Annotated in this window: 12 protein-coding genes; 2 read left to right on the top strand and 10 right to left on the bottom strand. The window is 39.9% G+C overall.

Features of this window, described 5'->3' with window-relative positions:
- Window positions 1–32 precede the first annotated feature (32 nt).
- Both QUF86_RS16370 and QUF86_RS16365 read right to left on the bottom strand, forming a co-directional pair.
- The gene (locus QUF86_RS16370) at window positions 33–1,445 is read right to left on the bottom strand and encodes a purine-cytosine permease family protein (protein ID WP_289334882.1); all 1,413 of its coding nucleotides are present in this window, start codon (window positions 1,443–1,445) and stop codon (window positions 33–35) included.
- 85 nt (window positions 1,446–1,530) lie between these two features.
- Window positions 1,531–1,734 (bottom strand): hypothetical protein, encoded by a 204-nt coding sequence (locus QUF86_RS16365; RefSeq protein ID WP_289325503.1) that lies wholly within the window; start codon window positions 1,732–1,734, stop codon window positions 1,531–1,533.
- Between the two features lie 195 nt (window positions 1,735–1,929).
- On the opposite strand from QUF86_RS16365, the gene QUF86_RS16360 reads away from it, so the two are divergent.
- Both QUF86_RS16360 and QUF86_RS16350 read left to right on the top strand, forming a co-directional pair.
- Entirely contained in the window at window positions 1,930–3,762 is a 1,833-nt protein-coding gene (locus QUF86_RS16360; RefSeq protein WP_289334881.1) for a sigma 54-interacting transcriptional regulator, read from the top strand.
- Window positions 3,763–4,521: 759 nt separating this feature from the next.
- Window positions 4,522–5,715: a chromate transporter gene (locus QUF86_RS16350; protein WP_289334880.1), complete on the top strand. Its 1,194-nt coding sequence runs from the start codon at window positions 4,522–4,524 to the stop codon at window positions 5,713–5,715.
- Between the two features lie 531 nt (window positions 5,716–6,246).
- Here the strand turns inward: QUF86_RS16350 and QUF86_RS16345 are convergent.
- The 8 genes from QUF86_RS16345 to QUF86_RS16310 form a co-directional block, all read right to left on the bottom strand.
- Window positions 6,247–6,552 carry an NIPSNAP family protein gene (locus QUF86_RS16345; protein WP_289325505.1) on the bottom strand — a complete coding sequence of 102 codons (306 nt, stop codon included), beginning with the start codon at window positions 6,550–6,552 and terminating at the stop codon, window positions 6,247–6,249.
- Window positions 6,553–7,078: 526 nt separating this feature from the next.
- Window positions 7,079–7,417 (bottom strand): VOC family protein, encoded by a 339-nt coding sequence (locus QUF86_RS16340; RefSeq protein ID WP_289315930.1) that lies wholly within the window; start codon window positions 7,415–7,417, stop codon window positions 7,079–7,081.
- Window positions 7,418–7,607: 190 nt separating this feature from the next.
- Complete coding sequence (locus QUF86_RS16335; RefSeq protein ID WP_289334879.1) at window positions 7,608–8,141, bottom strand: SRPBCC family protein; 534 nt, start codon at window positions 8,139–8,141, stop codon at window positions 7,608–7,610.
- A gap of 178 nt (window positions 8,142–8,319) precedes the next feature.
- On the bottom strand, window positions 8,320–9,735 hold the full coding sequence (locus QUF86_RS16330; RefSeq protein ID WP_289315928.1) for an amino acid permease: 1,416 nt from the start codon (window positions 9,733–9,735) through the stop codon (window positions 8,320–8,322).
- A 51-nt stretch (window positions 9,736–9,786) separates the two neighbouring features.
- Window positions 9,787–10,548: a dimethylarginine dimethylaminohydrolase family protein gene (locus QUF86_RS16325; protein WP_289334878.1), complete on the bottom strand. Its 762-nt coding sequence runs from the start codon at window positions 10,546–10,548 to the stop codon at window positions 9,787–9,789.
- Between the two features lie 153 nt (window positions 10,549–10,701).
- The gene (locus QUF86_RS16320) at window positions 10,702–11,880 is read right to left on the bottom strand and encodes an amidohydrolase (protein WP_353957665.1); all 1,179 of its coding nucleotides are present in this window, start codon (window positions 11,878–11,880) and stop codon (window positions 10,702–10,704) included.
- A 51-nt stretch (window positions 11,881–11,931) separates the two neighbouring features.
- Window positions 11,932–13,275, bottom strand: coding sequence for a YfcC family protein (locus QUF86_RS16315; RefSeq protein ID WP_483313957.1), 1,344 nt, complete (start codon window positions 13,273–13,275; stop codon window positions 11,932–11,934).
- Between the two features lie 180 nt (window positions 13,276–13,455).
- Entirely contained in the window at window positions 13,456–15,072 is a 1,617-nt protein-coding gene (locus QUF86_RS16310; RefSeq protein WP_289334875.1) for a M20/M25/M40 family metallo-hydrolase, read from the bottom strand.
- Window positions 15,073–15,144 lie beyond the last annotated feature (72 nt).

Below are 15,144 nucleotides of genomic sequence, written 5' to 3'. Positions count from 1 at the left end.
CGTTCCCTAGATTTTTTAAAGTGCGTTTTTTTCTATTTAGCTTCCTTTAATTCAACGGAAGGACGCTCCATGTCAACTTCAAAACGGAAAAGGTATTTAGAAGATGCATAGTAGGTGACTAAAGCAACAAAGTATGTGGGAATTCCGGCAGCCGAATAAAGGAAAAAGTCACTTGCTTCAAAAGTCAATGGATTATAGAGTGCCCAGTATACGATCGTTCCAATAACCACTGTGAGAACTGCAGACGGGTTAATGCCTTTCCAATAGGTATAAGAGCCTTGCGTATCATACAAATCCCTTATTGAAATGCGTTGGCGCTTTACAAAAAAGTAATCTGCAACGACAATGCCGCCAAGAACAGCCATAATAAAAGAAATGACAGCAATGAATGAACCAAATGCATCGTAGAACGTTGAGCTTAAAAGTAAGAATATAGTTGGTACGGTTGTACCCATCGCTATCATCCATGACTTTTTCGGGAATACAGTTTTAAAGCTGACAGCTTGTGAGTACATAAGGAAAATGGCTGCACCGACATTCCCTACCGAAAGTAAAATCAAGCCAATGAAACCGCCCCAACTTCCAGCGATTGAAAACATCCAGTCAGAAGGATTAAGTGAACCAGCGACTAATGCAGCAAGGGCCCCAACTAAAGCAGCGATACTGACGATGATTCCATAGCTGTAGAATCCTGCTTTAAATGCTCCTCCTTCGGTTTTAGATAAACGGCTGTATTGGCCAAGATATGGAAGCCATGAGAAGCCGAGACCGATGTTTAATTCCAGGGCAGTCGCGAATGAACGGGAAGTCGTTTCAAACGGCTCAGAAGGAAGTATATTGGCAACTTTCGTGAATCCCTGTCCAAACAAGACTATTGCGAGAAGGCCAAACATGAGAACCATAAAAACCGGAACGGCTACTGCGGTATATTTTTGAATCGCTACCGGTCCCTTCACCGTTACAAGAAATGCACAGATAAAGAGTAAAATTGAGAAAAACGGCGCTCCCGTTGCTTGACTTGAGAAAAGGGCGGGCATCCCCATCCAATTAGCAGCCTCTGCTAACGCCTGGCCAGACATGAAAAGCGCAATGGAAATGTAGCCGAGAGTCAAAATAAGGAAAACAAAGAAAAAGATATTGGATCCTATATACCCTAGTGAACTTCGAAACCCTACAAAAGTGTCTATGCCATAACGCGCAAAATACAGGGTAATGGGAACAATCAACAGCATAGGGAAGGCGTTACCGAATAAAATCGCTGCAAGTGACTGCTTCGCATCAAGCATTGTACCTGTGTATCCACCAGTTAACAGCCCAAAAGATGAGAGGCCAATAACAACCTGAACTAAAATTAAATCCCGAAGGTTAAAAATCCGGTCACTTTTACTTGCCGGTAAAAAGCCAAAGGCCACATCCTTTGAAATGGAGGAATTCTCTTTACTCACACGCTTCTCTCCCAACTATAAAATAATGATTGCATTGCTTGGAAATAAGGCTGTTATTGTTCTGGGGGATCTTAACAAAACTACTTTAAACAAGTGAATAGACCAGGTAGACAATGATTAAAATCATGAAAAAAATAGAGCCTGTCGCATCCTTCCATTTCATTTTGTCGATTTTCACGGCATCTTCCTGTTCATACGCAATGATCCGCTCATTCAAATCTGAATATAGACTCTTAATAAAGGGATCCTCTGAATTGATATTCTGTTGAAACTGATTCTCTTTATTCAAAATAGCTTCTCCCTCCTTTGCAATCGTGCTTTTTAGTCCCTTCTCTTTACTTTATTGCAATAACCATGCCAATCAGAAACACTATGCTTACAAGGTTTTCAATAGGAAGAATATTCATTTCTGAAACTATTGAACAATTGTGAAATTTCTGTAATATTGAATCTAGGAAGTTAAATGAAAGGCAGGTAGACATAAATGGATCACTTCACCTCTGCACTCTTGTCTATTTACGATCAGCTTATTGTGACAGATAAAAATGGCACCATACTGAAGTCGACCGGAACAGGGAACTCCTTATTCCATACAATCAAATCTGCTAATGTCGGTGGTTCTATCAAAGATGTTGAACAAGATTTATTTTCTACGAGTTTGGCAGAAGAGGTAATGGGCAAAAATGAAAAAAAAAGTTTCATGCAGTCCTCATGGCAGGGTCCAGAGGTGCTGGTGACGGCATACCCGATTGAATCAGGGGCATGGGTCTGGGCCTACAAAGAAATTAAAGACTCTTACCCAGATACATCAGTGGGGCAATCGGGGCCATTAATGGAATCGAAGAAGCCATCTTTTCCATTTGTGATCCGCAGTAAACCCATGCTAGACGTTCTTCATAAAATGCAAATGGTCTGTGATGTCAGCGCAACAGTTCTTTTATTGGGGGAATCCGGTGTCGGAAAGGAAATAGCTGCCAGGGCCATACATAATATGGGTAACAGGAGCGACGGACCGTTTATACCAGTCAATTGCGGCGCCATCCCCGAAAACTTGATTGAAAGCGAACTGTTTGGCTACGTAGAAGGGGCTTTTACCAGCGCAAGGAAAGACGGGGCCAAGGGGAAATTCACACTTGCCCATAAAGGTATCTTATTCTTGGATGAAGTGGGCGAGTTACCGCCTAACGTACAGGTAAAACTGCTTCGTGTCCTTCAGGAACGCGTTGTCACCCCAATTGGCAGTACGACCTCACACCCTGTTGATATTCAAGTGATTGCCGCAACAAATAAATCGCTCGAAAAAATGGTGAAAAAAGGTGAATTTCGAGAAGACTTATATTATCGTCTTCATGTCGTACCTATCCATCTTCCGCCGCTTAGGAATCGTGTAGATGAAATCCCCCATCTGGTTCAATTTTTTTTACAAAAGTACAATACGCTGTACAAACGAAAGGTAGCCTTCACCCCGGATGCAATCGACTTACTATGTATCTATCAATGGCCCGGTAACGTGCGCGAACTTGAAAATACAGTTGAAAGGCTTGTGATTACAAGCGGAATACCGGAAGTGGATGTTGCTTTGGTTAAAGAGGTCCTTCCTTTTAAAGGGCCCAAACCCACTTCAATACCTGTCATCGATTTTCTAATGCCGTTGCAAGAAGCAGTCGACCTTGTGGAGGAACAACTGATCAACATGGCAATGGAACAATACAAATCATTAAAACTAGCGGCAAAGGTATTGGAGGTCAGCCAGCCGACCATGAGCAGGAAATATAAAAAATTACGTAATAAAATTGAAGAGGCAAGCTTTTCACCAGTGAATAAACGGGCCATTTTAGAAGAACAAATAAATCAACGGCTTCGTTCCGTTGCCGTTGTAACTGCAGCTATCATTCCAGCTGATGAGGTTATCAGTCTACAAAAAAATATGAACCTGCAAACTTCCCATTCCCAAAAATTGAAACAAAAGCTTACCCTGATTCAAGAAAAAGAAGGCGTAATTGAATGGGTCTTCATATTTATCATGACGGAGGATGGACGTCTGATTCACCTCGTTGCAGACAAAGGCTTTGTAATTGAACCGGGGGAAGAATATATCGGTCCACCGGAAATGGTAAATGTCGCTTACCAAGCGTTTAATGGTAAAGCGGGTGTTACTCCCATTTACGAAGACAGGTACGGTGAGTGGAAAACGAGCTTTGCGCCAATAATTGATGATGACGGCAATATCGTTGCCATTGTCGGATGCGACTACAGTAAAGCCTATTTCAATTCTGAAATGCAGCGTCTACGTAAGCAACTCAATATACATGTTTGAAATTCAGGATGCAGTCATGCCGGAATTATTTCAAACCGGCTGGATGCTATAGTGAATATAAAAAAGCTGATTACAGGGGCCGTCTTGAGCGGGCTTTTGCATTCAGCTTTTTCGTTATTTTCTTTCCATTTACATTATGAACGTTATGAAGGAATTAAAATGGCATCAACGCCCGCCATATCCGGATCCAACTGGTTTTTCCATATGACCACGCTTATATAGGTGATATTATATCTGTACTTCCACTAACCTACCCCGATAGTTTTCTTTGTCGGACTAACCTTACTCGTTTGTTGCATAAAAAAAGCAACTTTTAGTTCAACAAGATTTTTTATATGAGCAAAATATTAAGAGTATGTAAATTAATTGTTGGAATTAAGAACTAAAGGAATTCTAAATATATACTTCTAGATAGATAATCGGTATTGGTATTGGATAGTCCGAAGGTTAAAACATGGTAATAAAAGGAGATTTACAAACTTTTTCTTGGATTAATACAGATATACATATTAAATCCCCTATCTTCGGTCTTAGGATGCTCGAAGTACTAAAGAACACGGATTTATCATCAGTTCAGGTACTTTATATAACTTTTTTCACACAATGGAATCTGATGGACCTTTAATAAAAGAGCAACGAAAAGCCGATTGGAAAATAAGAAAGTAATAATCGACATCTGAAAAAGGAAATACAGTTTTATGGTAGCTAGAAAGAAAGCTTATGAACCTTTTAAAGTAATTTTATAGGAGGAATACTTTAGTGGATCAAAATAAAGCAAACAGAAGTTTTAAGTCACTATTTGAAATACTATTAGTTTCGACAAGGCTTGGTTTAACATCGTTTGGTGGGCCAATAGCACATTTAGGTTACTTTCATAATGAGTATGTTAGACGGAGAAAATGGATGGATGAAAAAAGTTATGCTGATTTAGTTGCTTTGTGTCAATTCTTACCTGGTCCAGCTAGCAGTCAGGTTGGAATTGGAATCGGAGTTATGCGGGGAGGTTTCATCGGTGGAATTTTAGCCTTCCTTGGTTTTACACTGCCTTCGGTAATAGCGTTAGTAATATTAGCATTATTTCTCCAAGGAATGGATGTTTCAAATAAAGGCTGGATCCATGGATTAAAAATAGTAGCCGTAGCCATAGTTGCACAGGCCATTTTGGGGATGTCCAAAAATTTAACTCCAGATATAAAGAGAAAGACAATTGCATTAATAGCCTTGGTTGGGACTTTGATTTGGCAGACTGCATATGTGCAGGTTGGTATTATTATACTGGCTGCATTGATTGGTTTTCTAATTTATAAACAACACGACGAAAGTTATGAATCTAACGTTCATTTTCCGATTTCGCGTGGTGTCGGATTAGTTAGTTTAGCTTTATTTTTCGGATTACTGTTTCTACTTCCAATTTTACGGGAAGTTACTTCATCAGATTGGATTGCTCTGTTTGATAGCTTTTATCGATCTGGTTCTTTAGTGTTTGGTGGAGGACACGTAGTCATGCCATTGCTTGAACGTGAATTTGTCCCTACTGGCTGGGTAGATGAAGAGGCATTTCTTGCTGGATATGGTGCAACACAAGCTGTACCAGGACCATTATTTACGTTTGCAGCGTACATAGGTGCCGTGATAAATGGATGGCAAGGTGGCTTATTAGCAACGATCGCTATTTTCTTACCTGCATTTCTTCTTATATTAGGGACATTGCCATTTTGGGACTCATTACGCCGTAATTCTAAAGTAAAAGGGGCATTAATGGGAGTAAATGCAGCAGTTGTAGGCATCTTGATTGCGGCATTTTATAATCCCATTTGGACCTCCTCCATCTTAGCTCCTATAGACTTTGCTTTTGCTGCCATCTTATTCAGTATGCTTGTGTACTGGAAATTGCCGCCTTGGTTAATAGTGATAACCGGTGCTATTGGTGGCTCACTCATGACGTTAATTTGAATCGAGGTTTTTTATTAATTTATCGTTCCTCCTATTATTGACACATTTTCATCTAATTCATTCCATATTTCTAATGGAACTAACCTGCCCCCTTTCGCATTATAAGGTCAACCAGTTTTTTCCTGGTTGACCAATTTCCATCTCGAAATATGATAACGATTGCCGGAGTAGAATGTACCTGCCCGTGGGGCTTGGACCCAGGCAGGTAAACGGTTCACCCACTACTTGTATAAACATGATCATGCTGGTCGGAACAATGATCACGTATTACATGCGAAGCTATGATATTACTAGAAGGATTTAGGGAGCTAGATGGAATATATCATTACCTTTTCATAGTTGGAGTTTATATATTCACCTATTCTGCCACGTTAGTTCCATAAAAAAGGCTGCCTAGCAACCTTCCTTATTGAAGTAAAGAGCCGTTTGTTGCATAAGAAAAAGGTTGCAGCAGCAACCCCGGGTATTGAAGTATAGCACCTGTTAGCTTAACAAGGTTTGGATAGAATATTTTTCAAATTTAATGTATGTTCATTCGAATATAGGACGCATAAAGCTTCTCTCATAACTTAAAATACATTTAGTCTCTTCTGCAAATTTATATGCTTCTTGACATTCGGCATCCAATGCCATTTTTACTCGGTACTCTTCATATGCCGCTAAACTTGGGAAAGTGAATAATGCATAAGCAATATTATTAGCACCCTCATGCGGGAGGAAATACCCCTGATGTGCACCGCCTAATTTATTAACTAATCGAATCCACATCTTACCGTATTCTTCGAACTCATTTATTTTATAAGGGTCAAGAACATATTTCAGATAGCAAGTAACCATTTTAATCCCCCCAGGAAAATCTATTTTTTTCCATCATAACATATAATTCCACTAACATCCCTCGTTGTTCCATTAGAAAAAGAGCAACCGAAGCAACTATCTGATTGAAGTAAAGCACCTGATAGTTGAATAATAATCGTTACATTCATATTTCTTTATTCTGTATTAACAAAATTACAAAATTCCCCATTACCAAAAACTTCAAAAACCATCTCATTCTCGAACTCAGTTGATAACATCCATTCTATATCCTTACCTATAAGTCCAGTAAAAGAAGTACCGCCTTCATCTGCTCTATTTTCAGTCAATAGGTAATAGAAACAACTTCCTAGGTAAGAAATTAAACATCCTACTAATAAACAAACCGGAGAGAGATAAATATATCCCCCTCCGGTTTGTTTTTATTAACATTCCTTGTTAAACTATTGCCGCCCCGTTTATTCCGTAAGTAAGCTGCTGCAGAAACAGCAACCTCCCTTAACGAAGCAAGCTACTTTTAGTTTATTATCTATCTCCAGGTAACTCGTTAACACAGTACTTCAACGTTAAATCCTCCAGGCGCTTCTACGTAGAATGTATACCTGTGTAAGTGTTGTGGAGGTTTTACTTTGAATCCATCATCTTTCAATCGTTGATTGATACTGTTAACTTGTTCTTCATTTTCTTGTATGAATCCAACATGAAAAGTCTTGGGGTATTGTACATTGCTTCCTTTCATTAGAGTCAATATGGAACCATCATCATCTTTCATTGCGGCGAACCCATCTCCTCGACTTCCTTCACATGTCAATCCAAAATATGTTTCTAAAAACTCACGTGAAGCTGTAACATCATTAACAGTTAAATTCAAATGATTGATTTTCATTCTTTCACCCTTTCCTTTTTAGGTATTCTTTAATTGTATTACATTTATTTTTTATCTTGACTCACTCGTTAAAATAGTTAATTTTTCACATGCCATCCTGCCCTTAGCTTGATAAAAAAAAGCGATCCTTCTCAAGAAGAATCGCACTCGTTAGTTCATAAGCAGGAGGTTGTATACAGCTCCTGACTTATTATCTTATCTGCTGGCGCTTTTTTAGAAGGTCGTCTAGGCGGGAAAATTGTGAAGCACAACCCTCGACTATCCCCATTTCCATTACTTGCTGAAGACCCTCGACTGAATTGAATCGAGAATGCATGATGAGCTTTGTCCTACCCTCGTGTTCAACAAACGTCATCGTTACCAGTATTTCTGGCATACTTTCGGCTGCGTTGCCTTCTTCATCTGAAAACATATCCGTTAAGACAATCTTCTCCGGTACAATAATTTCTTGATAGACGGCTTTACCCCAAGATTCTTGGCCATAAAATTCACCTTGGTTTTCATCTGTGCACCGCATGCAATAATGCCAAACGCCGTCAGGCTTAAAATTAAACTCTCGATTTTCCGTTTGCCATCCCTTCGGTCCCCACCAGCTGGCCAACTGCTCAGGTTTTGAAAACGCGTTAAAAACAAGGCCCCGCGGCGCGGCAAATATACGCTCCATGATGAGATCCCGACCCTCTACGTTGGTTGTGATGTTGTCAGTTATTTTGTTTTCAGACATGTTAATTCCTCCTTCCTATTTTTGTAATAAATCATTCCTTCTATTTCGTCACATTGTCAGTCTTTTCCTTCCATTCATGCAAATAATCATCCTAATGACCGCAACTTCAAGATTAAAAAAAGGTCAACCAGTATAAGACTGGCTGACCTTTTAATACGAACTTCAATATAGAACTCCATTACAATATTTTTTCATTTTCAAAGTTAGTGTTTGACTCAACTTTCTTAGCCAGTTTAAATTTATAGAATAAAATACAGGCTACCAAAAATCCTATTCCATAAAACAGTCCTACTCGTTGGGTAGGGTCAAAAGCAAGGAATACAAGAATCAGCAAGCAAAAGCCTAAACAAAACAATGGGACAAATGGATAAAAAGGTACTTTATATTGTAACTCTTCCGTTTTCCCTCCCGCTTTTATAAATTTCCTGCGAAACATATATTGCGATAAAGCAATTCCCATCCATGAAATTGTGACGGAAATACCTGCTATTGACATAAGTATCACGAACACAGTATCCGCAGCAATGAAGCTTGTCAATAATGATAGAAGAGAAAAGGATATGGTAAAAAGAAGGGCATTCAACGGCACTTTCCTATTTGACAAAATACCAAACAGCTTAGGTGCCATCCCATCATGGGCCATCGACCAAAGCAAGCGTGTAGATGCATAAAGACATGAATTCCCAACAGAAAGAATGGCTGTCAAAATTATGAAATTCATGATGCCTGCTGCATAAGGAACCCCCGCTATCTTCATTAAAGTTACAAAAGGACTTTCCAATAAGCCTAATTCTGAAGAAGGGAATATGGCAGAAAGGATAATAATGGACGCAATGTAAAAAACAATGATTCTAAAAAGGACATTTCGAATGGCTTTTGGAATGTTCTCTTCAGGTTTTTCACTTTCCCCTGCTGCTATTCCTATCAGTTCTGAACCTTGATAAGAAAATATTACATTCATCATAGTCACAAAGATAATTGTAATGCCCCCTGCTGGAAAAAGACCGGAAGGAGCCAGGTTTTCAAAGAATGGGGTTGGACGATCAGATAAAGAGACAAAACCAAAGATGCCCGCGATTCCAATCAAGATAAATAAAATAACCGCAACGATTTTTATACCGGCGAACCAATATTCCGCCTCTGCAAAACCTCTTGTCGTCAATGCATTCAAGGTAAATAAAAGCACTATGAACACTGCACACCAAATCCAGGTAGGAATATCGGGGAACCATTGTTTCATCAATATTCCTGCTGCTGTAAATTCAACTCCTGCAGTTGCGGCTGAACCGACGAAATACATCCATCCGAGCGAAAAACCAGCCGAAGGCCCAATATATTCAGCAGCATATTTTTGGAAAGAACCTGTAACCGGCATATGAACGGCTAGCTCACCCAGACAGACCATTACCATATACAAAATAAGACCACCGGCTAAATATCCCAACAGGGCGCCTCCTGCCCCTGCTTGGTTAATTGTATAGCCTGCATTTAAAAAAAGGCCTGTACCAATAACGCCGCCAAGCGAAAGCATAAATAAATGACGTCTTTTCATTGAGCGTTGCAGCTGATCATTATTCTCCAGTCCATACCCCATATAATCACGTCCTTATCTTATCTATTAACCTATTTCTTCTCCCAAACTATCTTAGAATCTCAAAGAGAGACAACTAAGGCCGCCATCTTGTTTTTGAAATTCCGACATTTCCACTTCAATCACCGTGTATCCTAAATCTTCTATTTTTTTCTTTGTTCCCTCAAATCCTTTCGGGACAATAACATGGTCGTTCATTCGGACGCAGTTACCCGAATATTCTTCTTCTTGTTTTACAGTTATTTGATTAAAGCTTGAAAAAACCTCGTGATTGATGAATTCTCCGGCCACTAATAAATTATTGTCCCCCAGGTAATTGACACCCGTTTTTAAATGAAAGAATTTCTTAAGGGGAATGATGGTCGTATCATAACCATACTTACCCATGATATCCTTGAACTGCAGAGCTCCTGCTTCATTAGTTCTCGATGAAAGGCCAACATAGAAGTGATCTTCAACCTGCATTACATCTCCGCCATCTAACATGCCTGGGGATTGAATATACTCGATTGTGTCATAAAATCCCTTTAAAACTTCTTTCATTTCAATAACCTCACCATTTCGGCTTTCTGCACCAGGATTCGTTACAAGGGCACATTTTGACGTCAACACAGCGGTATCTTCTACAAACGTAGAATCAGGGTATGTTTCATCAGAATCCAGAACGGTCACTTTCACACCGCAGCGTTTTAATGCTTCTACATAAGCCTCGTGTTGTACAAGCGCTTTTTCATAATCCGGGTTTCCTAAATCCGATGTTGTTAATCCATTTACAAAACTTTTTCCAATCTTTCGTACAATCGCATGTTTAAACATATATATTCCTCCTAAATAGGTAGCTTATCTTCTTAAAATTTGGGAGGTTAATAAACCTCCCGTACTTTAAATGTAATTTGACATTTATCCCTTATCTTTAGCAATCGCTTAACTATTCCAAAGCAGAATACTAAACTTTTCCTTCAAGTCATTTTATTGACTGCATAATTTATCCGCTATCCCTACAAAATATCGCACTCCATACTCTAAAGCTTTCTCATCGATTTTAAATTTAGGATGGTGCAAAGGATAAGCTTTTCCAAACTCATTATTATGAACGCCTATGAACTGCATGGAAGAGGGAACGATTTCAGAAAAAGCTGAAAAATCTTCGGTCCCGAACATTGGATCATCAACATGGATGATATGATCTTCTTCAAAAATCCCTTCCATGACCGTTCTCGAAATATCAACGGCAGCTTTATCATTCACTACGGCGGGATATCCTAAATACCAAGTAATTTCACATTTTGCCCCATGCGCTTCTGAAATCCCCTTAACGATGTGCTCTAGATGCTCCCTTGCTTTTACGCGGCTATTAGAGTCCAAGGAACGAATGGTACCGCCGATTTCTGCATATTCAGGTATGACATTGAGCGCACTTCCGGAATGGAACTGAGTGACTGAAATGACCGGTGTCCTTAGAGCTGAAATTTTTCTGGAAACGATATGTTGAATATTCGTCGTAATTTCTGCACCAATGATTAACGGGTCCACCGTTAATTCCGGAGTCGACGCATGCCCGCCCTGACCAATTATTTTAATTTCAAAATCATCAGCTGCTGCACAGAATACCCCTTCCCTTAAACATATTGTTCCAGTATTTTCATAAGGAGTAACATGCAATGCAAATGCATAATCCACTCCTTCCATGACTCCTTTTTTCACCAATTCCTGAGCTCCCCCTGGCAGAACCTCCTCAGCGTGTTGGAAAATAAACCTGATTTCTCCATTAATCGCTTCTTTTTTCCCAGAGAGGACTTTAGCAGCACCTAATAACATTGCAGCATGTGCATCATGTCCGCATGCATGCATAACCCCAGGATTTTTTGATTTATATTCAACTTCTGCTTCTTCTTCTATCGGGAGTGCATCAATATCTGCACGAAAAGTGATCGTATTAGATTTTCGTGCAGATTTTTTAGCACCTTTGAGAACCGCCAATACGCTCGTTTCGGTAGGTCTCGTCACCTCTAGTCCTGTAAAGGTTTTTAATTTCCTATAGATGAATTCAGAAGTCTGGTGCTCCTGATATGAAAGCTCCGGATTTTCGTGAAAATGACGTCTCCATGAAATCACTTCATCCACAACTGTCTCCTGTATTGTCTTCATCATGAATGCCTCCTTGATCATTTAGTGCAAATATTCAGACTTTTAAAATCTTTAAAAAGGGCCATACTGTATGCTTTGAGCAATGATCAAAAAGATAATCGCTACCGCAACCTGAATCAAAAGAAATGGAAACACCCATTTTACCCATTTCGTAAATGATATGCCTGCCACTGCCAGTCCAGCCAACAGCACTCCAGAAGTCGGAAATATCATATTCGAGATCCCATCCCCTAATTGGAAAGCTAACACTGCCGTTTGTCTTGTCACACCCATTAAATCCGCTAATGGAGCCATAATCGGCATCGTCAATGCCGCTTGTCCACTTCCAGATGGAACAATGAAGTTAAGAAATAATTGGACAATGAACATTCCGATTGCATTTATGGCGGGAGGAAGCTGCTCAACCAATCCTGCAGCATAATATAAAATAGTATCCAGCAATCCGCCACTTGTAATGATGACCAAGATTGTCTGCGCAACTCCAATTATCAATGCGCCAGAAACCATATCGCCTGCTCCTGAAATAAAACCATTGGCCATCTTGGATGGGGTCAAGCCTCCAATTATGCCCATGATGATCCCGCTTAATAAAAACAAGCCTCCAATTTCACTTATATACCATCCTAATTTAATGACTCCATAGACTAATAGGATGAAATTCACCAATAAAATAATTAAAGCAGCGCTATGTCTCTTACTCATCCTAAAGTTTTTATCAATATATGCATGATCTTCACGCCTGAATTTCCCATACTCCCCCAGTTCGGGGTTTCTTTTCACCTTCATTGCATGGAAATAGATGTACAATACTGTTATGACATAAAACACTGCAAGAAGAGCGATGCGCAATCCCATTCCCGAATACATGGGCAGTTCTGCAATGCTTTGGGCAACCCCTACATTAAAAGGATTTGTAATCCCCGAAATGAATCCAGTCGCCAATGTACCAAGGATAACGATCGCAAAACCTGTAAGTGCATCAAAACCTAATGCAATTGTCATCGGAACAATGATTGCGATATAGACTAACGCATCTTCAGCAGAGCCGATCAGTGTCCCTAATGATGCGAAGATTAATACCATCAACGGAATAAGCAATTTCTCTTTTGTTCCGAATCGGACAGCAACAAATTTAATGAATGAATCAAGGGCTCCTGTTGCCTGCATGATTCCGAGAGCCCCGCCAAACAAAAAGACGAACAAGATTATTGACGCCCCTTCAATCATCCCCGCATGAATGCTGCTGAACATTTCCAATAACCCCACTGGTGTTGATTCGACAAATTCAAAAGAAGTGGGATCGACTACACTTCGGCCATCTTTTTCGATTCTTTCATATTGGCCTGCAGGTAGGATATAGGTCAATACTGTCACTATTACAATTACGATAAACATCAATACAAAAGGATTTATCCCTTTTTCCGGTAACTCCGTTAGCTGGTTAAGTGGCTTATTTTTCTGATTAAGCGGCTCGGAAGTGATTTGACCATTAGGCAGGTCATTCATATAAATACCCCCAGTTAAAGTTTAATACTTTTAATCCAGTTTTCCTGTCGAAGGGATAGGATCCCTCCATCACTTCTCAACCAAGCACTTAAACATACTCTTTATTAACTTCTCCAGCATAACGGGCGTATGGACGAAGGCACTATCAATGTGAAGGCGCTCAGTACGCTGGTGTGCATCCTTGCCGAACGGACCCACATTGAGCACGGGTGCCTGAAGTCTTTGCATATCAGCAAAAGGAATGCTGTAAGTATCGCCCCAGACTGGCGTATTCTTTTCAAAAGCCGTCCAGCCATCAGACCCCTCACGATAATGAACATAGCTTAAATCGCAAATACCATTGAAATAATGAATTTGGCTGACTTCTTCATCAAGTAAACTGGCAGTTTCCTTAATTAATTTCACGGAATTTATGATAAGCGGATCATCTGACGTATTGACGGCTGGGTAATATGGCGGTGCAAACAGCAATACAATGGCGGGTGCAAGCTCCTGACATTGTATCATCAGTTTTTCAGCGATTCGCAGTGATTTTTCCCGCTCATCCAAATCCATGTTCCCTTTTACTTCACTTTTGATTTGTTCAACAAAATTGCCGCCAAATTTCCCCTCGGCATAAGAAAGTAACTTTTCGTAGCGCAATACTTTTACTTCTCCTACACCTTCAATTTGTTCACGCTGGCAAAGAGCTTTATATGATTCATTGCATTTCATCGCTGCTTCCTTTGCAACCTGCTCGAATAAATCCATAATTTCTGCAGCGCTTCTTTTCATGATGAAAACATTATATAGCGCGGCTGCAAGATAAGGTGTCTGTGTTGAATATTGCAGTTTCAAATCTTTTTGCTGAAGCGATACGGGTAAAGGTGTTTCCTCGCCAAGATCACTTTCCTGAAAAAGAGTGTTCCACTCCATGAGTTGCGTAAGAAACGAGGCTATATAGTTGGCAGTTATCCCCTTTAATGGTTCACCCACGTGAGTTTCCTTCCCATAAAAAAGAGCAGCTGGCATGATTTTTCCCAACGTTCCAGAATAAATATAATGATTATCATCGCCCGGTTTCTGTGAAAAGGATGGTTCACTATTTAAAAACATTTTATAGGAAATGTCATATTTATCACGTAAGGTCACAAGTTCTTTAACTGCAGCCCTCATTCCCGCAGAATTCACTTCCTCATCAGGAACCGTTAACAGCAGGAGATTGATCGGCCATTGTTCAATGCTTGCCTTTTCGATGATAGCCATGTGAAGGGCAAGCCCCATTTTCATATCCATCGTTCCCCTGCCAAACAAGTACTTTCCCGATTCAAGATCAATGCGCGCTTCTTCCGGGAGATCATCTTTCCGATCATGAAGTTTTTTCGTGAGCTCCTCTGGTTGAAAAGCGAGAGACTCAAGATCACCGTATTCTTCAGTATGAACTGTATCAAAATGGCTAATTAATACAACTGTCTCCTTTGCTTCAGGATGTTTATAAAAGGCATTGACAAAATTTCTCCCTAAATCAGCTTCGTGAAGCGATAAGTACGCCGGATTCCTTTTAAAATAATCAAGCTCTCTTAATTTCTCTTGTAACTTATAAGGAAACGTGCTTTCCCCCATTGTAAGTGTACGGCTTTCCCAGCTAACAAGTTCACATAACAAAGCACGAAGCGTTTCCGGAGTACCCCATAGTAATTGACTCATTGAAATCCCCTTTCCGATTTTCATCTAATATTAGAGAATTAGTGGGAAGAAACACTTTTATCGAAATTCTCC

This window comes from Peribacillus sp. NJ11 (assembly GCF_030348405.1).
Classification (GTDB): domain Bacteria; phylum Bacillota; class Bacilli; order Bacillales; family DSM-1321; genus Peribacillus.
This window is presented reverse-complemented; position numbering and strand designations above follow the sequence as displayed.

What these genes read in the sequence shown, in the direction of transcription:
- QUF86_RS16360 (WP_289334881.1), top strand. Translation starts at nt 1,930, where the DNA reads ATGGATCACTTCACCTCTGCACTCTTGTCTATTTACGATCAGCTTATT.
- QUF86_RS16345 (WP_289325505.1), bottom strand. Translation starts at nt 6,552, where the DNA reads ATGGTTACTTGCTATCTGAAATATGTTCTTGACCCTTATAAAATAAAT.
- QUF86_RS16340 (WP_289315930.1), bottom strand. Translation starts at nt 7,417, where the DNA reads ATGAAAATCAATCATTTGAATTTAACTGTTAATGATGTTACAGCTTCA.
- QUF86_RS16335 (WP_289334879.1), bottom strand. Translation starts at nt 8,141, where the DNA reads ATGTCTGAAAACAAAATAACTGACAACATCACAACCAACGTAGAGGGT.
- QUF86_RS16330 (WP_289315928.1), bottom strand. Translation starts at nt 9,735, where the DNA reads ATGGGGTATGGACTGGAGAATAATGATCAGCTGCAACGCTCAATGAAA.
- QUF86_RS16325 (WP_289334878.1), bottom strand. Translation starts at nt 10,548, where the DNA reads ATGTTTAAACATGCGATTGTACGAAAGATTGGAAAAAGTTTTGTAAAT.
- QUF86_RS16320 (WP_353957665.1), bottom strand. Translation starts at nt 11,880, where the DNA reads ATGAAGACAATACAGGAGACAGTTGTGGATGAAGTGATTTCATGGAGA.
- QUF86_RS16315 (WP_483313957.1), bottom strand. Translation starts at nt 13,275, where the DNA reads ATGTTTATCGTAATTGTAATAGTGACAGTATTGACCTATATCCTACCT.
- QUF86_RS16310 (WP_289334875.1), bottom strand. Translation starts at nt 15,072, where the DNA reads ATGAGTCAATTACTATGGGGTACTCCGGAAACGCTTCGTGCTTTGTTA.